The organism is Streptomyces sp. NPDC087263 (assembly GCF_044744645.1).
Classification (GTDB): domain Bacteria; phylum Actinomycetota; class Actinomycetes; order Streptomycetales; family Streptomycetaceae; genus Streptomyces.
Window position 1 is genome coordinate 268,744 of record NZ_JBIUYT010000003.1, and the last position, 22,590, is coordinate 291,333.

Annotated in this window: 20 protein-coding genes and 3 pseudogenes; 13 read left to right on the forward strand and 10 right to left on the reverse strand. The window is 69.0% G+C overall.

The annotated features are described in order from the left end of the window. Window positions 1-15: 15 nt before the first annotated feature. A complete protein-coding gene (locus ACIPC1_RS10495; protein WP_402515317.1) occupies window positions 16-504 on the forward strand; it encodes a methyltransferase dimerization domain-containing protein in 489 nt (162 codons plus the stop codon). Window positions 505-652: 148 nt separating this feature from the next. Continuing rightward, on the forward strand, window positions 653-3,493 hold the full coding sequence (locus ACIPC1_RS10500; protein WP_402515318.1) for an AAA family ATPase: 2,841 nt from the start codon (window positions 653-655) through the stop codon (window positions 3,491-3,493). A 203-nt stretch (window positions 3,494-3,696) separates the two neighbouring features. On the opposite strand, the gene ACIPC1_RS10505 is transcribed toward ACIPC1_RS10500, so the two are convergent. Then, window positions 3,697-4,152: a MarR family winged helix-turn-helix transcriptional regulator gene (locus tag ACIPC1_RS10505; RefSeq protein ID WP_402515320.1), complete on the reverse strand. Its 456-nt coding sequence runs from the start codon at window positions 4,150-4,152 to the stop codon at window positions 3,697-3,699. 126 nt (window positions 4,153-4,278) lie between these two features. On the opposite strand from ACIPC1_RS10505, the gene ACIPC1_RS10510 reads away from it, so the two are divergent. The 3 genes from ACIPC1_RS10510 (at window position 4,279) to ACIPC1_RS10520 (ending at window position 6,167) form a co-directional block, all read left to right on the forward strand. Further along, window positions 4,279-5,142: an NAD(P)H-binding protein gene (locus tag ACIPC1_RS10510; RefSeq protein WP_402515322.1), complete on the forward strand. Its 864-nt coding sequence runs from the start codon at window positions 4,279-4,281 to the stop codon at window positions 5,140-5,142. 144 nt (window positions 5,143-5,286) lie between these two features. Further along, complete coding sequence (locus tag ACIPC1_RS10515) at window positions 5,287-5,883, forward strand: TetR/AcrR family transcriptional regulator (RefSeq protein WP_402515324.1); 597 nt, start codon at window positions 5,287-5,289, stop codon at window positions 5,881-5,883. Next, the gene (locus tag ACIPC1_RS10520) at window positions 5,877-6,167 is read left to right on the forward strand and encodes a hypothetical protein (RefSeq protein WP_402515326.1); all 291 of its coding nucleotides are present in this window, start codon (window positions 5,877-5,879) and stop codon (window positions 6,165-6,167) included. The genes ACIPC1_RS10515 and ACIPC1_RS10520 overlap by 7 nt, the downstream gene beginning before the upstream one ends. Window positions 6,168-6,283: 116 nt before the next feature. On the opposite strand, the gene ACIPC1_RS10525 is transcribed toward ACIPC1_RS10520, so the two are convergent. Further along, on the reverse strand, window positions 6,284-6,925 hold the full coding sequence (locus ACIPC1_RS10525; protein WP_402515328.1) for a TetR/AcrR family transcriptional regulator: 642 nt from the start codon (window positions 6,923-6,925) through the stop codon (window positions 6,284-6,286). A 92-nt stretch (window positions 6,926-7,017) separates the two neighbouring features. Here ACIPC1_RS10525 and ACIPC1_RS10530 point away from each other — a divergent pair, with 92 nt between their 5' ends. Then, window positions 7,018-7,905, forward strand: a complete 888-nt coding sequence (locus tag ACIPC1_RS10530; RefSeq protein ID WP_402515330.1) for an NmrA/HSCARG family protein — start codon at window positions 7,018-7,020, stop codon at window positions 7,903-7,905. 35 nt (window positions 7,906-7,940) lie between these two features. Here ACIPC1_RS10530 and ACIPC1_RS10535 read toward each other — a convergent pair whose 3' ends face one another. From ACIPC1_RS10535 to ACIPC1_RS10545, 3 genes and pseudogenes are all read right to left on the reverse strand, one after another. Next, complete coding sequence (locus ACIPC1_RS10535) at window positions 7,941-8,192, reverse strand: GMC oxidoreductase (RefSeq protein WP_402516273.1); 252 nt, start codon at window positions 8,190-8,192, stop codon at window positions 7,941-7,943. Window positions 8,193-8,252: 60 nt separating this feature from the next. Beyond that, window positions 8,253-8,597: pseudogene (locus ACIPC1_RS10540) on the reverse strand (VOC family protein); the annotation flags it as partial. Window positions 8,598-8,790: 193 nt separating this feature from the next. Continuing rightward, complete coding sequence (locus tag ACIPC1_RS10545; protein ID WP_402515333.1) at window positions 8,791-10,143, reverse strand: discoidin domain-containing protein; 1,353 nt, start codon at window positions 10,141-10,143, stop codon at window positions 8,791-8,793. A gap of 498 nt (window positions 10,144-10,641) precedes the next feature. Between ACIPC1_RS10545 and ACIPC1_RS10550 the strand changes: the two genes are divergently transcribed. After that, window positions 10,642-12,297: a xylosidase gene (locus ACIPC1_RS10550; protein WP_402515335.1), complete on the forward strand. Its 1,656-nt coding sequence runs from the start codon at window positions 10,642-10,644 to the stop codon at window positions 12,295-12,297. A 129-nt stretch (window positions 12,298-12,426) separates the two neighbouring features. Here ACIPC1_RS10550 and ACIPC1_RS10555 read toward each other — a convergent pair. Both ACIPC1_RS10555 and ACIPC1_RS10560 read right to left on the reverse strand, forming a co-directional pair. Then, window positions 12,427-13,162: pseudogene (locus tag ACIPC1_RS10555) on the reverse strand (SidA/IucD/PvdA family monooxygenase); the annotation flags it as partial. 213 nt (window positions 13,163-13,375) lie between these two features. After that, window positions 13,376-13,730 (reverse strand): annotated as a pseudogene (locus tag ACIPC1_RS10560) (ABC transporter ATP-binding protein); the annotation flags it as partial. Between the two features lie 238 nt (window positions 13,731-13,968). Between ACIPC1_RS10560 and ACIPC1_RS10565 the strand changes: the two are divergent. Next, the gene (locus tag ACIPC1_RS10565) at window positions 13,969-14,811 is read left to right on the forward strand and encodes an alpha/beta fold hydrolase (RefSeq protein ID WP_402515337.1); all 843 of its coding nucleotides are present in this window, start codon (window positions 13,969-13,971) and stop codon (window positions 14,809-14,811) included. 213 nt (window positions 14,812-15,024) lie between these two features. Then, a complete protein-coding gene (locus ACIPC1_RS10570; RefSeq protein ID WP_402515339.1) occupies window positions 15,025-15,870 on the forward strand; it encodes an RNA polymerase sigma factor SigF in 846 nt (281 codons plus the stop codon). 9 nt (window positions 15,871-15,879) lie between these two features. Here the strand turns inward: ACIPC1_RS10570 and ACIPC1_RS10575 are convergent, their stop codons facing one another. Together ACIPC1_RS10575 and ACIPC1_RS10580 are read right to left on the reverse strand one after the other, a co-directional pair. Then, window positions 15,880-17,190, reverse strand: coding sequence for an FtsX-like permease family protein (locus ACIPC1_RS10575; RefSeq protein ID WP_402515340.1), 1,311 nt, complete (start codon window positions 17,188-17,190; stop codon window positions 15,880-15,882). Between the two features lie 3 nt (window positions 17,191-17,193). After that, complete coding sequence (locus ACIPC1_RS10580) at window positions 17,194-17,985, reverse strand: ABC transporter ATP-binding protein (protein WP_402515342.1); 792 nt, start codon at window positions 17,983-17,985, stop codon at window positions 17,194-17,196. A gap of 161 nt (window positions 17,986-18,146) precedes the next feature. On the opposite strand from ACIPC1_RS10580, the gene ACIPC1_RS10585 reads away from it, so the two are divergent. The 4 genes from ACIPC1_RS10585 to ACIPC1_RS10600 all read left to right on the forward strand — a co-directional run bounded on the left by ACIPC1_RS10585 (window position 18,147) and on the right by ACIPC1_RS10600 (window position 21,461). Beyond that, window positions 18,147-18,827 carry an ABC transporter permease gene (locus ACIPC1_RS10585; protein ID WP_384382515.1) on the forward strand — a complete coding sequence of 227 codons (681 nt, stop codon included), beginning with the start codon at window positions 18,147-18,149 and terminating at the stop codon, window positions 18,825-18,827. Further along, entirely contained in the window at window positions 18,824-19,495 is a 672-nt protein-coding gene (locus ACIPC1_RS10590; RefSeq protein WP_402515344.1) for an ABC transporter permease, read from the forward strand. The genes ACIPC1_RS10585 and ACIPC1_RS10590 overlap by 4 nt, the downstream gene beginning before the upstream one ends. Further along, window positions 19,492-20,427 carry an ABC transporter substrate-binding protein gene (locus ACIPC1_RS10595; protein ID WP_402515346.1) on the forward strand — a complete coding sequence of 312 codons (936 nt, stop codon included), beginning with the start codon at window positions 19,492-19,494 and terminating at the stop codon, window positions 20,425-20,427. The genes ACIPC1_RS10590 and ACIPC1_RS10595 overlap by 4 nt, the downstream gene beginning before the upstream one ends. A 77-nt stretch (window positions 20,428-20,504) precedes the next feature. After that, window positions 20,505-21,461 (forward strand): hypothetical protein, encoded by a 957-nt coding sequence (locus ACIPC1_RS10600; protein WP_402515347.1) that lies wholly within the window; start codon window positions 20,505-20,507, stop codon window positions 21,459-21,461. Here the strand turns inward: ACIPC1_RS10600 and ACIPC1_RS10605 are convergent. Continuing rightward, the gene (locus ACIPC1_RS10605) at window positions 21,428-22,582 is read right to left on the reverse strand and encodes an ABC transporter ATP-binding protein (RefSeq protein ID WP_402515349.1); all 1,155 of its coding nucleotides are present in this window, start codon (window positions 22,580-22,582) and stop codon (window positions 21,428-21,430) included. The two genes, ACIPC1_RS10600 and ACIPC1_RS10605, sit on opposite strands and share 34 nt — an antisense overlap. Window positions 22,583-22,590 lie beyond the last annotated feature (8 nt).

The following is a 22,590-nucleotide window of genomic DNA, read 5'->3' on the forward strand; positions in this document are numbered from 1 at the left end:
ACGAAAGGAGAACCGATGGCCCCGGTCCCGGTCGACGCCCGGTCATCGCACAACGTCATCGCTCTCGCCACCGCCCCCTGGACCTCGAAGGCGCTGCTTGCCGCGATCGAGTGGGGAGTGTTCACGGAGCTGTCCCGACGCGAGGGCACCGTCGCCGACCTGTGCGGGCGCATGGACATCGAGGACGGCAACGTACCGGAGTTCCTCGACATCCTGGTCGCGCTGGGCCTGCTGGACCGGACCGACGGCGTCTACCGGAATGCGGCGCCGGCCGACGCGTACCTCAATCCGCACGAGCACGGCGCCGACATCACCCCGTACCTGTCCTTTCTCAATGCCGGCCGCGACGGCTGGTCCCGGCTGACCGACGGTCGGGCCGCCGGTGGCCCCCGGTCGGCGGGGGCCTCCTCCAGCGCCGCCTTCGGCGAGGCGATCGCCGCCTTCGAGCGGTTCACGGGCCTTCCCGGCAGCCCTGAGGACATGGACGCGGGCGGTAAACATTAGGGAACGGCTGCTCGACCTAAACGTTTGTGAAAGTCTCCTCCAACTGCTCGCCTGTAAACAGTAAGAGGGGCCCAGGGGGGCAGATGAGCGGTGATATCTTTTTCCGACGGGGACCAGAGGATGATTCCGTGAGCGCATAGGCGGTATCGTGGATTCGTGCAGCTACAATCCGCATGCAAAGACGCTTGATGAATTACTGGCGGGAGATGAGCAATCCGAGGGTGGCGTCATCATTCTCCATGGCGGACCGGGAACCGGGAAGACCGCTGCATTGCGTAGTCTCCGAACGCACTGGACCGCCTCAGGGTCACTTTACCTGGCAGCCACCGGATTTCACAACGAACGCGAAATAGCTGGCAGCACGATCGAGCAACTCGCGCAGACCCCCGGAATACCCGATCCGCTACAAGGTACGCTGCGGCAGCTCATGGGCCGTCTGACCGCACCCGCCGCGAGCGCCACCGCGAGAATCCGCTGTCTGCACGGGTTCGTCGCCACGCTGACCGGCACGGCGCGGCATGCGCGGCCGGTGATCGTCGTGGACGACATGCACAACGCGGATCGGGCCTCGCGGTCCAGCCTGCTCCACATCGCCCGGCGTGCCCGGGACGTCGGCATCGTCGTGGTCTTCTCCTGTACCCGGGAGTTCTGGGAGAGCGGTGTCCACAGTCCGGGCCTCCTCGGGCTACCCGACTGCCGGACGGTCGAGGCGAGCGCACTGTCGGATCCCGATGTACGGCTGCTGCTGGAGGGGGAGGTCGGCGCGGAGGCGGCCGCCGCTTTCGCCGGCTCCGCACACCGGATCTGCGGGGGCAACCCCAGGCTTGTCGCCGGGCTCCTCCAGGATCTCCGTACGGACGGTGTGCCGCCCGACGCGTCGCCGGTTGCGGTCGGTGGCGCCCTGCGGGGGGCCTATCGGGCGGCCCTCGCGCGCCATCCCGCGCTCTGGGACTGCGCCCTGGCCCTGGCCGTGCTCGGTGACGGTGGCACCTCCGCACAGGTGGCCCGGCTGTTACGGCGTGACGTCGACGAGGTCGCGCACCAGATCGGGGAGCTCAACCGTGCGGGCTTTCTCCGGGACGGCGCGTTCCGGCATCCCGGTATCCGTACCGCGGTGCTGGAGGGGGCGGACCGTGTCGAGCGCTCCTTCCTCCACCGGCGTGCGGTAGCGCTGCTGCAGGGCGACGGGGCGTCGCTCTGCACGCTCGCCGGGCATCTCATCGCAGCGGACCGTGTCCCGGATGAGGTGGAGGTGTCGATCCTGCTGTCCGCGGCACGCGAGCTGCTGTCGCGCGGTCAGGCGGAGGAGGCGCGCCGCTGTCTGCGGCTGGCCGACCGGGCCGAACTGGACGAGCAGACCCGGGCGGATGTCTCCACCGATCTGGTCGACGCGCTCTGGCACGTCAACCCTGCGGCGGCCAGGCAGGACGCCGAGTTGCTGCTGGCCGCCATGTCCGCGGGGCTGCTCAAGGAGCACGGGCTGCGGCTCCTCATCCTCCTGCTGCTCTGGTTCGGGCGCCACGAGGAGGCCGAGGAAGCAATCCGCAGTCTGAAAAAGATCCCTCCGTCCGTCCAGACGGAGGGACGAACCCGGGACCTGGCGTTCCTCGTCGGCTACTTCCGGCCGGAACTGCTCGATGCTCTCCCGGTGTCTCCGGTGGACCAGTCCCGCTCGGGTGTCGCGCCGGCCGCTCAGCTGGGAAAGACCGTACCCCCGCCTTTCGGCAGTACCTGGATCGATATCACCTCGGGTGAGCGGTCTTCGCTGTGCTCTTCGCCGCAGGACGGCGAAGGAATAGGTGCCTGTATTCGGTGGGGGCCGACCGCTCCGAATCTGTCGCGGTTCTGGGACCGCAATGTCATATATCTGCTGGAACTCCTCCAGCACGGGCACCTGCTGGACACCGACCGCCTGTGTGGAGAGTTATTGATTCGATTGCCCGCAGCCGAATCGCCGGGACGTCAGGCATTCCTGACCGGCCTGCAATCACATGTGCGGATGCTCCAGGGGGACCTGCGCACGGCGGTGCGACAAGGTGTCGCCGCGTTGGAATTACTTCCCCTGCACAGCTGGGGGGTCGCCATCGGCGCTCCGCTGTCCGCGCTGATCTCCGCCCATACCTTTCTGGGCGAGACGGACGAGGCCGCTCGTTACCTGGAATATCCGGTCCCGTATGAAATGATGCAATCGTACTTCGGTGCGACGTATCTGATGTCCCGCGGACACCACTTTCTGGCCACCGGCCGTCCGGACGCGGCGTTGAGCGACTTCACCGCGTGTTCCTCGCTGGCCACCCGGCAGCGGGGAACGCCCCTCGACCTGATCGGCTGGCGCAGCAGTGCCGCGGAGGCGCATCTGGCCATGGGGGCGCCGCAGATGGCCCGACAGCTGGTCACCACGGAGCTCTCCCTCCTCAGTAGCCGGCCCAGCCTGCCGCGGGGCCGTGCGCTGTGCACCATGGCCGCCGTCGACGAACCCGAGCGACGGCGAGCGTGGCTGGAGGAGTCCGTGCAGGTCCTGCGCGCGTGCGGTGGCCGCATCTCGCTGGCGGGCGCACTCGCCGATCTCAGCCAGTTCCACATGGAGTCCGGCGACACCGAGCTGGCGCGCGCCCGGTGGCACGAGGCGCTGCGCATGACCGACGAGTGCGGCCTGTCTCGCCCGATGGCCGAAGTCGCGGTCTCTCGACCCGATCGATGGTCCGTGTCAGCGCTCCGCAAGGGGCCCGCCGACGGAGAGAGCGCAACCGAGACGGACGGCGAGGTCCTGTCGGAGGCGGAGTGGAAGGTGGCCACCCTGGCCGCCGGCGGCAGGTCGAACCGGCAGATAGCCGCCGAGTTGTACGTAACGGTGAGCACGGTCGAACAGCACCTCACCCGCGTGTACCGGAAACTCTCGGTCAAGCGACGGCCCGACCTTTCCAAGGTGCTGGGTTCATTCGGCCTCGGCACCGGTCAGCAGCACTCCTTCACCGGGAACATCAGCTGACCGCAGGCGCAGCGGCCGGGGCGGCGGGGCAGCGGCGGCGGGACGGCGCACCCTGGACAAGGGTGCGCCGCCGCCCCGTTCCAGGAGGGGGGCCAGCACCGGCGCCGTGGCCAAGCCGGACGCGCCCGGGGCACGGGCCCGCTCACGCCGCCGTTCAGCGCGGCGTTGTTCAGGCCGATCGTTCCCGGAGGGGAGGGGGAGTGTCAGGTGCTGGCGGAGTCGCCGTAGTCGACGGGCTTGCTCAGCAGCTCGCTCGCCGCCCGGTTGACCTTGGCCAGAGCGTTCAAGAGGGATTCACGCTCGGTTTCGGTGAGGTCGGCGGTGACCTTCTCCTCGATCAGCCGCCGTTCCGCTTCGACCGGTTTCTGCAGCGCACGCCCCGCGTCGGTGAGCCAGAGCCGGACGAGGCGGTTGTCCCGGTCGTCACGGCGACGGGTGAGCAGCCCGGCCGTGGTCATCCGGTCGGCCATCTTGACGACGGTGGGCGTCGTGACATTCAGCGCGGCGGCGACCTCGCCCGGCGTGCTGCCATCCCGCTCCCACAGCGCCGCGAGCAGGTAGTTCTGTCCGACATGCAGTCCATGGCGTCGCATGGCCGTGTCGGCCAGTGCCCGGAGGGCCTTGGACGTCCTGCTGTGCAGGTCCAGGAACTCTGCCATCGCGGCCTTTCGGTGATGTGCGGAAGCGGCTGTCCGAGCCGCAAAGCAAGTCGATTGACGGCTAATCATTTACCGGCTAGCGTTCCCTGCGACTCGTTAGACGGCAATCGACTTTGGGAAGCCTTGATGATACTGGTCACCGGAGCCACCGGGAACATCGGCCGGGAACTCACCCGCGAACTCGACGGGAAGGGCGCGAAGTCACGTCTCCTCGTCCGCGACCCGGCCCGCGCCGCCGGACTGCCAGACCGCTCGGAGCGCGTCGTCGGGGACCTGGGTGAACCCTCGACGCTGGCGTCGGCATTCGCCGGCGTCGACAAACTCTTCCTGCTCACCCAGGGCATCGGCACCGACTACACCGCCGCCGCCATCACTGCCGCCGAGGCTGCCGGGGTGAGCCACATCGTGCATCTGTCTTCCCTTCACGTCACCCTTGAGCCGCTGCCGGCCATGGCCCGCTGGCACCACGAACGCGAGGAGATCATCCGGGCCTCCGCGATACCCGCCACATTCCTTCGGCCCGGCGGTTTCATGACCAACGCCCTCGACTGGCTGCCCACCATTCGCGAGGGAAACCACGTCCTGGACCCGGTCGGCCCGGGCCGCTACGCACCGATCGACCCCGCAGACATCGCCGCGGTGGCCGCCCTCGTCCTCACCGAGGCCGGCCACCAGAACAAGGAGTACGTCCTCACCGGCGACGAGACGTTCACCATCACCGAGCAGGTCCGGGTCATCTCCGAGACGGTCGGCCGCGACATCGAGGTCCGAGAAGTGACCACACCGGAGGAAGCCGTACGGTTCCGCTTCCCCGACGGGGCGCCTCAGGCGCTCGCCGACGCCCTGATCGAGGGTCTCAATGTCATGCGCGCAGACACGGTCGGGTTCCGGACGGACACCGTCGAGCGGCTGCTCGGACGCAGGCCGCGGACCTTCGCGGACTGGTGCGCGCGTAACGCCGACTCGTTTCGACGGACCGAAACCGCCTGAGCCGGGAGGCGGGTTGCTCCGGTCCGCGTCCGTAAGGGGTGACGGGCGAGTCATGTGTTCGGCCCGCGCCCGCCCTGGCGCCCTCGCGACGCGTTCGCGCGTACGCCTTTACCCGATCTGACAAAACATGCATATAGTGTCAGCATGTCAGTCACCGTCGAGGGCAAGCGACTTCATATCGCCCGTGCCGCCCTGGGTGTCTTTGTGAGATACGGCTACCGCCGCACCTCCATGGACCTCCTCGCCCAAGCGGCCCGCATGTCCCGGCCCGCCGTCTACCAGCACTTCAAGAACAAGCAGGAGATCTTCCTCGCCGCAGCGACCCTCGTCACCGAGAAGATCACCGCTGCGGCGCGCGAAGCGGGCGCGGGAGACCAAGCCGCCGCGGAGCGGATCTATCGCGTCCTGGTCGTGAAGCTGAACGCGTTCTCCGACGCCGCCCCCGCCGAGTTCCACGCCGACCTGTTCACCGAGGCCGCAGACATCGCCCCTGACCTCGTGCGGTCCTTCGAAGAGGACTACCGGAACGTCATCGAGGCCGCCCTGATCGACTGCGCCGAACTCGACCTGCTCGAAACCGTGCTGCCCGCCCGCGACTGCGCCGCACTCCTGCTCGACGCTCTCAAGGGCATCACCCAGACCCAGCACGACATACACGTCAAGCGCACCCGTCTCCTCCGGCTGGCCGAGCTCACCGTCCGCGGTCTCACCGGCACGTCCCAGGAGTCCTCCGCATGTTGACCTCAGTCCTGAGTTTCCTGGCCGGAGTTTTGGCCGCCAATGCCACGCCGCACTTCGTCAAGGGCATCACCAAGGAGCGCTTTCCCACTCCGTTCGGCGACGGCCCCTTGATCAACCTGGTGGCCGGGTGGGGCATGTACGTCATCACCGCCCTGCTGGCCGCCACCGCCGACATGACCGAACGCCCCCTGCTCGCCTTCACGGCCGCAGCCCTCGGTGTACTCGTCATGGGCGTCTTCCATGCCACCATCGGCGCTTTCGGTAAGGGGCGGGCACCCGCGTAGAACGCATCGATATCCCGGGGAGCGATTTCCGGTCGCGGGGGCATGGTCGTGCGAGGACGGCAATGTGTACTCGGTGTACGCCTCGCCCGGGCCCAAGGTCCCCGCCTGCTCCCGGACTACTGCCCGGCGGCTTGACGCCATGGTCGCAGCGCCAGTTCCGTCGCCTGACGCAGCCGCGCCCGCAGGTGGTCGGCGTCCGTGCCGTCGGTGTCGTTCTCGTCCATGAGCGCGTCGAGTGCGCCACTCACCGCTCCGGTCAGGCCCCCGGCGAGCGCCGCCGCAGTCACCCGGCCCAGTTCGTCGGGGAACGCTGTGTGCAGCTCGCGGGCGATCTCCCGCTGGGCCGCGAGTTGGACCTGCAGCGCCTTGCCGCGTACCGCGGGGACGGTGTGGAACAGCCGCATCCGCACGTTGGCCATCGGGCTCACCATGTCGGCGTCGCTCTCGGCGATGCTGTCCAGCGCCCGCAAGAGCACGTCCACGGGGCCCTCGGCGGGGTCTCGGTCGGTGATCGCCGCGATCGTGGCCCGCGCACGTGCGTCGCTGTCGGGGAACAGGATGTCTTCCTTGCCGGCGAAGTACCCGAAGAAGGTCCGGGTGCCGATCTCCGCCGCCGCGGCGATCTCGGCGACGGTCGTCTCGTCGTACCCCTGGCGCTCGAACAGCTCCGCGGCCGCGTCGATCAGCGCCCGGCGGGTGCGCGCCCGCTTCCGTTCCCGCAGGGAGGGCTCCGGAGTGGCGGTTTCATGTCTGGCCATGGTGTAGAGATTAGTGCATTGACGGCTAAGTTGCACTCGATGCAGACTTGCATCAGATGCAGATTTGTTGTTGGGTTGCAGAGGAGATCGCTATGGATGTTCACGCCAAGACCGTTCTTGTCACGGGTGCCACCGGCAATCAGGGTGGCGCGACCGTCCGTCATCTGCTCGCTGCGGGCTGGCGGGTCCGTGCCCTCGTCCGGGACGACCGCGCCCCGGCGGCCGCAGCGCTCGCCGCTGCCGGGGCCGAGCTCGTCCGCGGCGACCTGGACGACCGCGCCTCCCTCGATGTGGCGGTCCGCGGCGCGTACGGCGTCTACAGCGTCCAGTCGGCCAACGGCAACGAGATCACTCAGGGCAGGAACGTCGCGGACGCGGCTACGGCCGCGGGCGTGCGGCACTTGGTGTACTCGTCGGTCGGCGGCGTCGAAAGCCAGAACCGGTTCTACGTGGAGCAGGGCTGGGGTCCCATCGACAAATGGCAGATCGAGGAGCACATTCGCGACCTGGGCGTGCCGACGACGATCCTGCGCCCGGCCGGGTTCATGGAGGACTTCACCAGCCCGGCGCGGTTCTTCCGGAACGGTTCGCTCGACGTGCCGTGGCGCGATGAACTGGTCATGCAGCTCATCGCCATCGACGACATCGGTGTGTTCGCCGCGCTGGCTTTCGCGGAACCAGACGCCTACCTGGGCAAGGCCGTGGAGATCACCGGCGACAGGCTGACTGCCCCGCAGATCGCCGACGCGCTGAGCACGGCGGCCAACCGCCCGATTCCGCACACCCGGGTTCCACTGAAGATCCTCTGGGAGCACCACCCCGAGGCGGCGAAGGTCTTCACCTGGGCGAACGAGACCTACTACGACACCGACCTTGTACCGTTGCGCACGGCCCACGCCGACCTGATGGACTTCAGCAGCTGGCTGGACCGATCGGGCAAGGAGCGCCTGTTGACACAACTGGACCCCCTGCCGGTGTGACCGGTCACCCGCTCCCGGTCGGAGAGCTTCCGCGGTCAGCCGGCGTAGACGCGCTGACAGATGTGTTCGGCCACCATGATGACGGTGACCTTGGTGGTGGAAGAGGGGACCTCGGGGAGGATCGACGCGTCGGCGACCCGCAGCTCGCTGACGCCCTTGACTGCGCCGACGGAATCGACGACGGCCCAGGGATCGCCGGGGCCGCCCATCGGCCCCGTGCAGGTGGAGCGGCCGTAGACGGCGGGATCCGCGGAGATGGTCCGGGACAGGATGTCGTGTAGAGGCATCCCCGCCGTGTAGGTCCTCAAGGCCCCCGCGACCGTGCTGCCGGCCCGGGCCGCTTCTCGGCTCAGGCGGGCTCGCAGGAGGCAGAATTCGTTGCCCTCCGGGTCGACCGGGCAGTGCCAGGGCTCCACGCCGCTCTGGCCGATGTCGGCGGGGCGCGCCCCGAGCTTCAGGAGGCGTTCGAGTTCGGCGTCCTGGTTGCGGTCGGTGGCGTTGACGTCGATGTGCAGCCGCAGCTTGCCCGTCCTGGGCTCGGTGGTGGGGCTGAAGGCCAGAGTGGGCTGCAGTCCGCCGAACCCTTCCGGTGGCCCGAACTCCACGGCGCCGTCGTCGGTGTCGAGCACGATGAAGTCCAGTACCTCGCACCAGAACTCCGCGAGCCGTTGCGGATCCCGGCAGTCGATCACCAGCTCGGAAATGTGACTGGTCGTATTCGGAGGCTACAGGGCACCAATCGCACGTAGCCAGCTCTTGAACGGCCCAGGGCCGTGACGCGGCGGGTGCCCGGGAGCGGCGGTCGGGCCCGGTCCGCTCCCGGCCCCGACCGCCGTGCACACAGGGATGAGCGGCTTCTTGTCAGCCGAACACCTTGAACTCGTATCAGCCGAAGACCTTGAACTCGTAGACGCGGGTGGCGGGGTCGGTCGTCTGGGTGGGAGTGGTGACGTTCAGCCGGACATAGCGGGCGGAGGTGCCGGTGAGGGTGTGTGTGGTGACGCCGGCGGTGTTGGCGGTGGCCTGGGCGACGGTGGTCCAGGTGCTTGCGTTGGTGGAGACCTGCACGGTGTACGCCCGGGTGTTGTAGGACGCGGCCTCGCCGCCCGCGCCGGCGTGGTCGATCTCAAGGCCGGTGAGGGAGTAGGTCGAGCCGAGGTCGACGGTGAGCTGTGACGGGGAGGTGAGGGAGCAGAACTTGTCGCTGTTCCCGCCGCTCACCGTGCCGTTGACGGCTTTGGCGGCTGTCTCGTTGCTGTTGCAGGAGGTGCTGCCGGTGGCGCTCTTGCCGAGAGCGAGGTTGGTGGGGCCGGTGCCACCGCCCATCGCGGCGCTCACCGAGGCGGCCCACTGCCAGGGTGCGCTGGTGCCGCCGGGCAGGGAGTTGAAGTACTCCCAGCCGGAGACGCCGCCGAAGGTGGGGTACCTGGCGGCGAGCGTGGCGAGGGTGCTGTTCAGAACGCTGGGATCGACGTAACCGCTGCCGCAGTTGGCCGGATTGGTGAGGGTGCCCGCGACGACCCGGTCCGCGGGGATCACGCCGCGGTTGATGATGGCGTCGTAGCCGCTGGTGGAGCTGAGCGAGCCCCAGCCGCAGTAGAACTGCGCGTTGAACCAGGCGATGGAGCTTGCGCGGTCGCGATAGAGCTGGTCGTAGTTGAAGCCGGAGAGGTTGCCGCCCCCGCTCAGCGCGGTGGCGACGGGTGCCAGGGTCACGATGAAGCCGGCGCCGAAGTCGGTGTGGAGCTGGTCGATGAGCCGCTCCACGCCGGCCAGGGACATGGACTCCTCGACGTCCAGGTCCAGGCCGTCGAGGTGGTAGGTGGACACCACATTCTTCAACAGCGGGTAGTAGGTGGCGAAGTTGGTGTCCAGGCGCTGGAAGCTGCCCTGGGCGGCCCCGCCGACCATGCCGATCGCGTGCACGCCCTTCGCCTGCATCGCGGCGACGTCCGTCCACATCTGGTTGAACATCGCGTTGCCGGGCGGGTTGTCGTTCAGATGGACCGACAGGTCGCTGTTGAGATGGATGGCGCCGATCAGCAGGTCCGTGACGCCGGTGTTGTTGTTGGTCAGGCCCAACGGGGAGACGTAGGACCCGTTGGAGTACTGCGTCTGGTAATAGACCACGACCCGCTTGCTGCTTGCCGCAGCCGCGGGTGTCCCGGTGCCGAACAGGACGGTCGCGGCTGCGACCAGTCCGGCCACCATGCGGACGAGTGTTGTCCTGACAGTCATGCCTTGGCCTCCTTGGCCCCGCGGGCGGGGGGCGGTCGCGGTGACGACCACAGCAGCCCCAGCCCGATGGCGATGTTGTCATGAACACTCCGACGTTGTCAGAGGCCATCCGGCTGGTCGATTCGTATACGTGTTTCAGGGGGCGGCGACACTCCCGTACTGCCGCCGTGTGTTGAACCTGTGAAGCCGGTTGTCGGAGCCGTCCTGTCGCGGCAGTCCTCCCAATAGCTCGCGCTTCACAGGAAGTTGCCAGGTTGAGCGGAAGGGAAGTCGCTTGGTCCAGACCTATTGCGGACTGTGCGCTTCAGCAGTTCAATCCCCCACAGACCACAAACCGCATGCAGTAGTGCTCGGCGTGGTGTGTGCCTGGGCGGGCCCGCACCTTCCCCACCGCAAGCCTGCGCAACAGAGCGGAAATCTTTGCACGAACTTTCGGGCCCTTGCGCCCGAGTGCGGGTCAGGGACGCTGAGTTCAGCTGTTGAACATCGGAGTCGACCATGGGTGTGTCACGTCGTACGTTCCTGGCCACGGCAGTCGGCGGTTCGGCCGCCGCGGGGCTGTCCGTGCTCGGCCTGGCCCCGACTGCGTCGGCGGCGAGCCCGCCGGGTGACGTGGTGGGAAAGGTCACGGTCGGCTACCAGGGCTGGTTCGCGTGCATCGGGGACGGTGCGCCGATCAACGCCTGGTGGCACTGGGCCCCCAACTCCGGCCAGGCGCCGTCCCCGTCGAACAACGGCATCAAGTGCTGGCCGGACGTGCGCGAGTACACCAGGACGTACCAGACCGGTTTCGCCGCGCTGGGCAACGGCGGGCCCGCGACGCTCTTCTCGTCGTACGACCAGCAGACGGTGAACACACACTTCCTGTGGATGCAGCAGAACGGCATCGACACCGCGGCCCTACAGCGGTTCAACCCCAACGGAGCCGAGGGCCCGACCCGCGACGCGATGGCCACCAAGGTGCGCAGCGCCGCGGAGGCGTACGGCCGGAAGTTCTACATCATGTACGACGTCACCGGCTGGACGAACATGCAGTCCGAGATCAAGACGGACTGGACCAACAAGATGAAGGCGCACACGGCGTCTTCGGCGTACGCCGTCCAGAACGGCAAGCCGGTCGTCTGCATATGGGGCTTCGGCTTCAACGACAGCAACCACCCGGCCACCGCGGCCGCGGCCCTGGACGTGATCAACTGGTTCAAGGCACAGGGGTGTTACGTGATCGGCGGCGTGCCGACCTGGTGGCGGACCGGCACCAGCGACTCCAGAGCCGGGTTCCTCGACACCTACCACGCCTTCAACATGATCTCCCCGTGGATGGTCGGCCGGATCGGCAACGTCGGCGACGCCGACAACTTCTACAACGTGGCCACCGTGCCCGACCTCGCCGACTGCGCCGCGCGCGGCATCGACTACCAGCCGTGCGTCCTGCCCGGCGACGTTTCGGCACGGCAGCGGGCGCACGGCGACTTCATGTGGCGGCAGTTCTACAACATGGTCCGCGCCGGGGTTCAGGGCATCTACATCTCGATGTACGACGAGTACAACGAGGGCAACCAGATCGCCAAGACCGCCGAATCCCAGGCCTGGACACCGACCAACGGCGGCATGCTGGCCCTGGACGAGGACGGCACCGCCTGCTCCGCGGACTACTATCTGCGGCTCACCGGTGACGGCGGGAGGATGCTCAAGGGCCAGATCGCCCTCACCGCCACCCGCCCCACCCAGCCCATGGTCTCCGGCACCACGCCGGGTGTCGGCTCCGTGATCTCGCTGAAGGCGCTCGCCAACAGTCTCTACGTCTGCGCGGACAACACCGGGACGTCCCCGCTGATCGCCAACCGTACGAGCGCGGGCGCATGGGAGCAGTTCACCCTCGTCGACGCGGGCAACGGCAACGTCGCCCTGCTCGCCCACGCCAACAACCAGTACGTCTCCGCGGACAACACCGGGACGTCCCCACTCATCGCCAATCGGACGGGCGTGGGCACCTGGGAAAGCTTCCAGCTGATCAGGAACGCCAGCGGCACGGTCAGCCTCAAGGCGCTGGCCAACAACCTCTACGTCTCCGCGGACAACACCGGGACGTCCCCACTCATCGCCAACCGTACGGCCATCGGCACCTGGGAGCAGTTCACGATGGCCACCGCGTAGTCCTCCCCAGGGCAGGGCACTCCGGAACCGGTGACGGCGTCCCGGTGGGACCGCCGGTAGGAGGAACGGCGCCACCGGTTCCGGAGGGTCGGGTGGCCCATCGCGGGGCCATGGATGGGCAGTTGGGGTTCAGCCGACGGCGAGGCGTGCGACCAGGGAGTCGTGGATCTCGCCGGCTCGGATGGCCGTGGTGGACAGGAGGGTCGAGGTCAGTCCGTGGGTGTGCTCGGTGCCGCCTTGGAGGTAGATGCCGGCGGTGACCTCCGGCGCGACCTCGACACGGTGGTCGCGGCCGGCCCGGACGGCGTCGCCGTCGTCGCGCAGGCAGTACTTGGCGCATTCGCCCAGCAGGGTGCCGATGTCCTGGGAGCGGTATCCGGTGGTGTGGACGAGGAGGTCTGCCTCCAGGGCCTGCCGCTCGCCGGTCGGCAGGAACTCCACCGTGACGCCGAGGCGGTTGTCCAGGGCGCTCACGTCCCGGATGCGGGAAACGTCGAGGAAGCGCAGCCGCTCCTGGCCCTGCACCTTCTTCCGGTAGACCGTCGCGTACACGGCTTCGATGAGATCCATGTCGACGACCGAGTAGTTGGTGGAGCGGTGGTAGTCGACGAGTGACTGCTTCACCTCGGACGGAGCCCGGACGGAGCCCGGACGGAGCCCGGAAGGAGACGTCGACGGCCTCGGGGTCCAAGATCCGGTTGGCGAAGGGGCTGTCGTCGGCGGGTGCGTAGCCGTACGTGGCGAACACCGCCCAGATCTCGGCCTCGGGGAAGGCGCGGTGCAGGTAGTCGACCGCTTCGGCGGCGCTCTGGCCCGCGCCGAGGACCACGGCCTTGCGCAAGGGGGCGCCCGAGGCCTGGAGTTCGGCGGTGCCGAGCGGCAACGCGTCGGCGACCTCGTCGGCGGACGCGGCGGCCATCGCGCCTTCGTCGCCTTAGATGGCGCCGATGTTCTCCCCGAGCGTGCCGTCGAAGAGGGCGGCGTCGTGCGCGGCGACCAGTACGGCCGTCCGCAGCTCCGCCGGGTCCAGGTCCGGCAGGGGTACGCCGTCCAGCTCGACGACTCCCGAAGCGGGGTCCTCGCCCGGCAGCCGCCCGTTCTCCGCGCCGCCCCGGGGATCGAGTACGCGCCGCACAAGCTCGACTCGCAGTCGGTGCGCCGCCATTTCGGCCGCGCGCTCTCCGGCGCGTGCCCCGAGGCGGAAGCTGAAGGACAGTCCCACGTACACGACGGCGAGAGCGACGAGCCGGCGCACCAGTGCGTTGGTGTCCCGCTCGGCCACGGCCTGGTCGATCACCAGGCCGATCAGTACCGGACCAGGGCCTCCCCGAGCTGGTGACCGGCCCCCAGCAGGGCCCCGACGGTGACGTCCGGTCGCTGCCCCCGGACGGCCCCGCCAGGACATCCCGCCCTCGCGGCTCCCCTGCCCCCATCGGCCCGCTCTCCGGAACCAGCCACCATGAATTTAGGTAAGCCTTGTCTCGGTAGGGGCGTTGTGGTCGAGGTTACGAGGGCGAGCCCGGGGCCGACTGCGCGGCTGCCGGGCCCCGGTCGGGACTGCCGTCGGAGGGCGGGCCGTGTCCCCGGTCGGTAGTGTCGGAGGTGATCGCCGCTCGCTCTCCGTGTCCGGCTCCTGGACCGGGACGGCCGAGCGGAGGGAGGCGGACTGCCGTGACCGTGATCTCCGTGAAGTCCACGCCGGTGGGCGACGGACTCGTGCTCCCCTACGCCGAGGCCGGCTACCCCGATGGCACGCCGGTGGTCTTCGTGCACGGGCTCTCCGAGTCCTGGTGGTCCTTCGAACCCCTCCTGCGGCGTCTCCCGGCCTCCCTGCACGGCTACGCGCCCACCCAGCGCGGTCACGGCGACGCCGACCGTCCCCCCGACGGCTACAGGCCGGAGGACTTCGCCGCCGACCTCGTGGCCTTCCTCGACGCCGTCGGAATCGACCGCGCCCTTCTCGTCGGATCCTCCAGCGGTGGCGTGCAGGCCCGGATCGTCGCGGGCAGCCACCCCGACCGCATCGAGGGACTGGTCCTGCTAGGCGTCCCCGCCACTCTTGCCGACAAGCCGGCGGCGCTGAGGGCGCAGGAGGCCGTGGCAGGCTTCTCCGACCCCGTTCCCCGCCGGTTCGTCGAGGACCTCATGGCCGCCACGGTGGCCGACGGGGTCGCCAGGGGACTCGTCGAGACCATGATCGAGGAGAGCCTGAAGGTCCCGGCCCGCGTCTGGCAGGAGACCCTCCGCGGCCTGCTGGAGGCCGATCTCCCCGCGACCCTCGCCGGCATCCTGGTGCCGACCCTCGTCATCTGGGGCGACCGGGACGAAATCCTCCCGCGCAGCGACCAGCAGATCATCCTGGACGCCATCTTCGGAGCACGCCTCCTTGTCTACGAGGGTGCGGGCCACGTCGTCCACTGGGAACAGCCCGAGCGGGTCGTCGCCGACCTTGCCGATTTCGCCGCCCGTATCGCCCGTCCCGGCGCCGCTCCCTTTCCGAATTCAGGGAATTAACGTTCCAGATTCGACTGATCGCCCGGAGTCACCCAATGGGAGAATGGGTTTTGGTGGTCTCGTGCGGGGAATCGGAATTTCAGTGCTTCGGACAGGAGGCACGTCCGTGGGTGCCGGTGAGCCAGGCCGCGGGTGGTCTCCCTTCCGGCCGGTAATGCGCGCCCTCCCACGGTGACTGTCCACTCAGCACCCCATGAGGGAGTTGTGAGCGCCATGCCCGTTGTCCCGGTCAGCACGAAGCACCATCCCCATGATGACGCCCCCGACACCGCCGCGGCCTTCGCCCGGCTCTCCGCTCTGCCCGACGGGCCCGAGCGGCAGGCACTGCGCGACGAACTCGTCGAATCCTGGCTGCCCATGGCGCGGCGCGTCGCGAGCCGGTTCCGAGGCAGGGGCGAGAACGTCGAAGACCTGAACCAGGTGGCGGCCCTGGGACTGGTCAAGGCGGTCGACCGCTACGACCCGGCCCTGGGCAACGCCTTCGAGAGCTACGCCGTGCCGACCATCACCGGTGAGATCAAACGGCACTTCCGTGACCACATGTGGGTCCTGCACGTGCCCCGCCGCGTCCAGGACCTGCGCAACCGGGTGCGGGCCGCCCTCAAGGACCTGGTGCAGACGATCCCCGGCCGACGGCCCACCGTCACGGAGATCGCGGAATACGCGCACCTGAGCGAGGACGAGGTACGCACCGGCCTGGAGGCCCTCGACTGCTTCGCCGCGCTCTCGCTGGACGCCGAACTGCCGGGCAGCGAGGACGGATACGACCTCGCCGACACCCTCGGCGAGCCCGACGCCGGCTTCGACCTGGTCATCGACCGCGAAGCGGTGAAACCCGCGCTGCGCACACTCCCCGAACGCGACCGGACCATCCTCTACCTGCGCTTCTTCGGCGGGATGACGCAACTTGGCATCGCGCAGGAACTCGGCATCTCGCAGATGCACGTGTCCAGGCTGCTCAGCGGTTGCTGCGCCACACTGCGCGAGCAGGTGGGGACCGACGCGGCCCAAGCGCCGTCGCACGAGGGCGGCCGGGCGAATACGCCCGGCCGCCCCTGAACACTGCGGTCACGCCGCTGTCGTCACCGCCGCCACCGCGGGCGTCCGCAGGGTACGGCGGGCCGTGAACAGACTGGTCCCCAGTGTGACCGTCGCCGCGATCGCGACGATGGTGAGCCAGATACCGAGGCCCTGGTCCGGCCAGGCCGCGTCCGTGCGGACCATGGTGAAGGGGAGAAGCCCGGCGAGCCCGGCCACGGTGCCGAGGACGACACCGGTCACCGTCACGAGCGTGCCCTCCACCCCGATCATTCCGAGCACCTGGCCCGGCGTCGCACCGGCCAGCCGCTGCTGGCCGAACTCCCGGCTGCGGTAGGTCGTCGCCGCGTACAGGGAATTGATCAGCATGATGCAGGAGAAGACCACGATGATGCCGACGACCACGAGGTTCAGGGTTTCGAGATTCTTCGCGTCGATGGTCTTCGGAATGCCCGAGGCCTTGATCGCGTCGCTTTCGACCGCCTGCATATAGAGGGTTGCCGTCGCCATACCGGTGAAGAGGATCAGCGGCATCAGGACCCCGGACAGCTCGGCGGCCCGGCGGCGCATGTTCCGTACGGCCAGATAGCCGCTCGGGCTCGTCAGCGCGAGCCGGTCGAGCAGGCCCTTCAGCAACTGCGGTGAGAGCAGCGCGAACCCCACGGACAACAGGATCGCCCCGTACGCGGGCGCAGCCATCAGCGCGGCGTCCGTCGAGGAGAACCCGAAGGTGGACAGGACCGCGAGGCCCCCGACGGCCAGTGCGGCGTAAGCGAAGAACCTCCTTACGCCGCCCCGGGGTTGACGCCGGTGCGTCGCCCGCCGCACCGCGAGGAACGCCGCGCCCGCCGAAGCGAGCACCGTGATCCAGATGCCCGACATCAGCGCGAGGGGACCGAAGGAGTAGTCCACCGACCGGGCTACCTGGCCGCTGTCGTGGAACACGTCCAGCAGGGCTGTCCCGCCGAGCATCGCCGGGCCGATCGCCAGCACCGCGCCCACCAGCGCGACCACCACCGACTCGCCGACCACCATCCGCTTGATCTGCGCCGGAGTCGCCCCCGAGCAGCGCAACAGCTCGATCTCATCGGCGCGTTGACGGACATTGACCGTCAGCGTGGAGGCGACCGCGAAGAACACCAGCAGGGAGCCGTAACCGCCGACGACGCTCGCCGCCGTGGTCAGCGACTCCGCGCTCACGGAGTCGACGCCCGGCTGCCCCGCCGTGTCGTGCATCGCGTTGAAGGTCATGATGATCGCCGCGCCGAGGAAGGCGGACAGCAGCGTCGAGGTGAAGCGCCCGGGGCGCTGCCGAACGGAACGCAAGGCCAGAGCGAACATGGCTCACACCCCCACCGTGGTGTCGTCACCCAGGTGCGCAAGACGCTCCGCCACGGCGTCGGCCGTCGGCGCGTGCATCCCGCCCGCCAGCCGACCGTCCGCGAGGAACACCACGTCGTCGGCGTACGAGGCGGCGACCGGGTCGTGCGTCACCATGACGACGGTCCTGCCATGCACCCGTACCGCCTCCTGAAGGAGCCGCAGCACAGCCCGAGCACTGCGCGTGTCCAGTGCCCCGGTCGGCTCGTCCGCGAAGATCACCCGCGGCTCGGTGACCAGCGCACGGGCGATCGCGACGCGCTGCCGCTGACCTCCGGAGAGCTGGTCGGGCAGGTGGCCGAGCCGGTCTCCGAGACCGACGGCCGTCAGTGTTTCCTGGGCCCGCTTGCGGTCGACGCGCCGCCGGGCCAGCTTGAGCGGCAGCACCGTGTTCTGGGCGACGGTCAGCGTCGGCAGCAGGTTGTACTGCTGGAAGACGAACCCGATCCGCCTGCGCCGGAACCTCGTCAGCTCCGCCTCGCTGCCGCCCGTCACCTCCGCGCCGTCGACCATCACGATCCCGGAGTCGGCCCGGTCGAGCCCGGCCGCGCACTGCAACAGCGTGGACTTGCCCGACCCCGACGGCCCCATGACCGCGGTGAAAGTACCCCGGGCCAGCGTGAGCGTCACCCCGTCCAGCGCGGTCACGGCATTCTCCTCGGCCCCATAGGTCTTGGTGACCTTGACCAGCCGCAGAGCCTCCGGGGCGGGTCCCGAGTCGTTCGTACGTCGCGCGGTGCTGCGAAACATCGTCATCACCCTCCGTGCGGCACACCCTGTGCCTCGCCCATGACGCTACGGAGAGCCGGGCCGGACCACATTGGGCGCAGAACCCGTATGCCGGGGTGTACCCAGCGACACCCCGTACGGGTCACCACAACGCGCCGACCCCCTTGCCAGGCAGGTGCAATGGACAGGTGACCGCGCCCCCGGACGACTGCCTCGCGCGCAACGAGTGGATCTGCGGTGAGTATCTGAGCACCCGCCGACAGATCCTCATCGACGCCGTGGTCCAGCACCTCCAGCTGACCTCGCTCGCGGTGCTGATCGCCGTCGTCGTCGCCGTACCGCTCGCCGTCCTCGCGCGCCGCTGGGGCTGGGCGGCGGGTCCCGTCCTCGCCGTGACGACGATCCTGTACACGATTCCGTCGCTGGCGATGTTCTCGCTGCTCCTGCCCGTGTACGGACTCTCGGCGGCGCTCGTCGTCGCGGGTCTCGTCCTCTACTCGCTGACCCTGCTCGTACGGAACATCCTCGCGGGCCTGCGTGCGGTACCCGAGGACACCCGGCAGGCCGCGCGCGGCATGGGCTACGGGCCGATCCGGCTCCTGCTCACCGTGGAACTGCCCCTCGCCCTGCCCGCCGCCATGGCCGGCCTGCGGATCGCCATGGTCTCGGCGGTGTCGCTGGTGACGGTCGGGGCGATCGTCGGCTTCGGCGGGCTCGGCAACCTCATCTACGCGGGCATGAACACCTACTTCAAGGCCCAGGTGCTGACCGCGTCCGTGCTGTGCGTTGTCATCGCGGTCCTCGCCGACCTCCTGCTCCTCGGCGTGCAGTGGCTGATCACCCCCTGGGTAAGGGCGGCTCGCGGATGAACACACTGACGGACGCCTGGGACTGGCTCACCGACTCCGCGCACTGGGCGGGCGCCGACGGCATCTGGCACCGGCTCGGCCAGCACCTCGTGCTGACCGTCGTCTGCCTGGTCATCAGCTGTCTCATCGCCCTGCCCGTCGCCCTCGGCCTCGGCCACCTCGGCAAGGGCGGGGCGCTCGCCGTCAACATCTCCAACGTCGGCCGTGCCGTCCCCACCTTCGCCGTGCTGGTGCTCCTGCTCCTCACCCCGGTCGGGAACTGGGGCGAGGGCCCCACCGTCGTCGCCCTCGTCCTGTTCGCCGTACCGCCCCTGCTCACCAACGCGTACGTGGGGATGCGCGAGGTCGACCGCAGCGTGGTGCGGTCCGCGCGCGGGATGGGGATGACCGGGCGGCAGATGCTGTTCCGCGTGGAACTGCCCCTCGCCCTCCCGATGGTCATGAACGGGGTCCGGATCGCCGCGGTGCAACTCGTCGCGACCGCCACCATCGCCGCACTCGCGGGCGGCGGCGGGCTCGGCCGGATCATCACCGCCGGCTTCAACCTGGCGAGTACGCCGCAGGTCGTCGCCGGTGCCGTCCTGGTCGCCGTGTTCGCGCTGATCGTCGAGGGGATCTTCGAGATCGCCGAACGGCTGGCACCGAGTTGGGCGAGGGGTTCGCGATGAGACGGCGCCTGGCACTTCTGACGCTGGTCGTGCTGACCGGCTGCACCACCGGCCCGTCCCTGGAGAACCAGGGCGCGGTCACCGCCCCGCCCGGCGACAGCAAACACCTGACCATCGGCTCGGCCGGATTCACCGAGAGCGACCTGCTCGCCCAGATGTACGCGCTGCTCCTGAACCAGGCCGGCTACAAGACCTCGATGCTCACCGTCGCCAACCGCGAACTGTATGAACCCGCCCTGGAATCGGGCCAGATCGACGTCGTCCCCGAATACGCGGCCACCTTCGCCGACTGGCTGAACGCCAAGACCAACGGCACCGACGCACCGCCCGTCGGCTCGCCCGACCTCGACGTCACCATGACCGCCCTGCGCAAGCTGGCCACGCCACGCGGTCTCACCGTCCTCGACGCGGGCAAGGCCGTCGACCAGAACGCCTTCGCCGTCACCGAGGCGTACGCCGCTCAGCACCACCTCAAGACGCTCAGCGATCTGGGGAAGTCCGGCCTGAAGGTGCGGCTGGCGGCGGGCGACGAGTGCGTGCAACGGCCGTACTGCGAACCGGGGTTGAAGAAGACCTACGGCATCGACATCACCGCCGTCGACCCGAAGGGCGTCGGCACCACACAGGCCAAACTGGCCGTGCAGAACGGCCAGGACCAGATGGTGCTCACCACCACGACGGACGCCACCCTTGGCGACTTCGGGCTCGTCCTCCTCGCCGACGACAAACACCTCCAGAACGCCGACTACATCGTCCCCGTCGTCAACCGCTCCCGCGCCGGCAGCGAGGGCGTCACCAAGGCACTCGGCACGCTCAACGACGTACTCACCACTGCCGACTTGGCGTCCATGAACGAAGAGGTGGACAGCTGGAGACGGCTTCCCGAGGACGTGGCGCGGACCTATCTGAAGGAGAAGGGCCTGCTGAAGTGACGGGTTTGTGACGTCAGTTACCGGACTGGTGCGGCGGGTGGGTTTTCTGCGGGGGCGGGTGTCGGTACACCTGGTCCATGGGGGACAACGGGGGACTGCGCCGGACCTGGCGCCAGGTATTACGTGAGGCGGTCCTGGGGGCCCGCACCGACACCAAGGCCGACGGGCTGGCTAATCTCGTCGAGCCCGGCCGTGAGAAGGCCTACGAGTGGTTCGGGAGCGCCTATCCCAGGCACCAGATGCAGTTGCAGCTGCTCTACGGCGAATCACAGCGGGCTTTCGAGTGGCAGACCAGGCAATCGATGCGCGTCACCATCGGATGCGTGCTGAGCAATGTCGTGCGCGATCATCGGCTGCTCGCCGAGGAGCCCAACCGCTATCTGGGTGACTATCTCAACAAGGAGATCTCCGGACTGCGGGCGCGCATCGACCAGGACTGTGCGCTGGCCGTCAGCCGCGGCATCAACGTGGGGCTCACCCTGGGTGCGCTCATCAGCATGGTGCTGTTGATCGTGCCTCTGCTGGTGGGAGGAACGGGACTGCTCGACCTGGTGGGGATCGAGATGGGCTGCACGGACCGCTGGAGTCTCATGGGCGCCTTCGTGTGCGGGGGAGTCGGCGCCTTCGGCGCGGTGCTCAGCGTCCTCGTACGGCTGCGCAACACCGGCGGGGAGCTCTCGCGGCGCAGAACCAACGGCGACCGGGGCACCGTCGCACCCGGACAGATCGCCCGCGGCATGCGTCACGAGGGCGTCTACCGGATCTTCGTCGGCTGGATCCTGGCGCTGGCCGTCTACTTCCTGCTCAGCGCCGGCTTCATCAAGCTGTTCGACATGCCGGCCGGAACGGTGGAGATCTGCGCGGGAAACACCGAAGGGCAGGGCACCGCCTTCTGGGGGTTCTGGTGCGGCGTCGGTTTCCTGGCGGGCTTCAACGAACGCTGGGCCTTCGGACTCCTGGACCGTTCACATCGCCCGGAACGCCCCGCACCGTCCACGGCTCAGGCATCCGCCACCGAGTCGAACTCCACCTGACCCCGCGATACGCCCAGCGCGTCGGCGTCCACCGACCGGCGCAGCGCCTCGTGCAGCTTCGCCGGGGTCAGCACACCGAGGAAGCGCGCCCCGTCCACCACGGCGACCCAGCCCGCGTCGTGCTGGAGCATCACGCCGAAGGCCTGCTTCAGCGGGGCGCCCACGGCCACCCAGGAGTTCATCCGGTGGACGAGGTCGCGGACGGAACCGCCGACCCCGAGCTCGTCGACGCCGACCCAGCCATGCAGATCACCCTCGGAGTCCAGGACCACCGCCCAGCGCGCGCCCTCCGCCAGCATCCGGGCCGCCGCCTGCTCGGCGGGCTCGTCGAGCCGGACGATCGGCGGCTGTTCGAGGTCGCTCGGCTCGATCGCGGTCACCGACAGCCGTTTCAGTCCGCGGTCGGCGCCCACGAACTCGGCGACGTACGGCGTGGCGGGCATGCCCAGGACAGCGCCCGGCGTGTCGAACTGCTCGATGCGCCCCTGCCCGTACACCGCGATCCGGTCGCCGAGCCGCACGGCCTCCTCGATGTCGTGCGTGACCAGCACCACCGTCTTGCGCACGGCCTGCTGCATCCGCAGGAACTCGTCCTGCAACTGCTCCCGCACCACCGGGTCCACGGCCCCGAACGGTTCGTCCATGAGCAGCACCGGCGGGTCGGCGGCCAGTGCCCGCGCCACGCCGACACGCTGGCGCTGACCGCCCGACAACTGCTCCGGATACCGCGCTCCGTACGTCTTCGGGTCCAGGCCCACCAGATCGAGCAGCTCGGCGGCGCGCGCCCGCGCCTTCGCCTTCTTCCAGCCGACCAGCGACGGCACGGTCGCGGTGTTGTCGAGGATCGTCCGGTGCGGGAAGAGACCGACCTGCTGGATGACGTATCCGATCCGGCGCCGCAGCTGCACCGGGTCGACCGTGGCGATGTCCTCGCCGTTCACGAAGATCTGCCCGGACGTCGGCTCGATCAGGCGGTTGACCATCATCAGGGTCGTCGTCTTGCCGCAGCCGGACGGGCCGACCAGTGTCACGAGTTCGCCGTCGGCGACCTCGAAGGAGAGGCCGTCCACGGCCGTCGTGCCGTCCGGATACCGCTTGGTGACCTGTTCGAACCGGATCATGCCCTCAC

What these genes read in the sequence shown, in the direction of transcription:
- ACIPC1_RS10495 (WP_402515317.1), top strand. Translation starts at nt 16, where the DNA reads ATGGCCCCGGTCCCGGTCGACGCCCGGTCATCGCACAACGTCATCGCT.
- ACIPC1_RS10505 (WP_402515320.1), bottom strand. Translation starts at nt 4,152, where the DNA reads ATGGCAGAGTTCCTGGACCTGCACAGCAGGACGTCCAAGGCCCTCCGG.
- ACIPC1_RS10510 (WP_402515322.1), top strand. Translation starts at nt 4,279, where the DNA reads ATGATACTGGTCACCGGAGCCACCGGGAACATCGGCCGGGAACTCACC.
- ACIPC1_RS10515 (WP_402515324.1), top strand. Translation starts at nt 5,287, where the DNA reads ATGTCAGTCACCGTCGAGGGCAAGCGACTTCATATCGCCCGTGCCGCC.
- ACIPC1_RS10520 (WP_402515326.1), top strand. Translation starts at nt 5,877, where the DNA reads ATGTTGACCTCAGTCCTGAGTTTCCTGGCCGGAGTTTTGGCCGCCAAT.
- ACIPC1_RS10525 (WP_402515328.1), bottom strand. Translation starts at nt 6,925, where the DNA reads ATGGCCAGACATGAAACCGCCACTCCGGAGCCCTCCCTGCGGGAACGG.
- ACIPC1_RS10530 (WP_402515330.1), top strand. Translation starts at nt 7,018, where the DNA reads ATGGATGTTCACGCCAAGACCGTTCTTGTCACGGGTGCCACCGGCAAT.
- ACIPC1_RS10535 (WP_402516273.1), bottom strand. Translation starts at nt 8,192, where the DNA reads ATGCCTCTACACGACATCCTGTCCCGGACCATCTCCGCGGATCCCGCC.
- ACIPC1_RS10545 (WP_402515333.1), bottom strand. Translation starts at nt 10,143, where the DNA reads ATGACTGTCAGGACAACACTCGTCCGCATGGTGGCCGGACTGGTCGCA.
- ACIPC1_RS10550 (WP_402515335.1), top strand. Translation starts at nt 10,642, where the DNA reads ATGGGTGTGTCACGTCGTACGTTCCTGGCCACGGCAGTCGGCGGTTCG.
- ACIPC1_RS10570 (WP_402515339.1), top strand. Translation starts at nt 15,025, where the DNA reads ATGCCCGTTGTCCCGGTCAGCACGAAGCACCATCCCCATGATGACGCC.
- ACIPC1_RS10575 (WP_402515340.1), bottom strand. Translation starts at nt 17,190, where the DNA reads ATGTTCGCTCTGGCCTTGCGTTCCGTTCGGCAGCGCCCCGGGCGCTTC.
- ACIPC1_RS10580 (WP_402515342.1), bottom strand. Translation starts at nt 17,985, where the DNA reads ATGACGATGTTTCGCAGCACCGCGCGACGTACGAACGACTCGGGACCC.
- ACIPC1_RS10590 (WP_402515344.1), top strand. Translation starts at nt 18,824, where the DNA reads ATGAACACACTGACGGACGCCTGGGACTGGCTCACCGACTCCGCGCAC.
- ACIPC1_RS10595 (WP_402515346.1), top strand. Translation starts at nt 19,492, where the DNA reads ATGAGACGGCGCCTGGCACTTCTGACGCTGGTCGTGCTGACCGGCTGC.
- ACIPC1_RS10600 (WP_402515347.1), top strand. Translation starts at nt 20,505, where the DNA reads ATGGGGGACAACGGGGGACTGCGCCGGACCTGGCGCCAGGTATTACGT.
- ACIPC1_RS10605 (WP_402515349.1), bottom strand. Translation starts at nt 22,582, where the DNA reads ATGATCCGGTTCGAACAGGTCACCAAGCGGTATCCGGACGGCACGACG.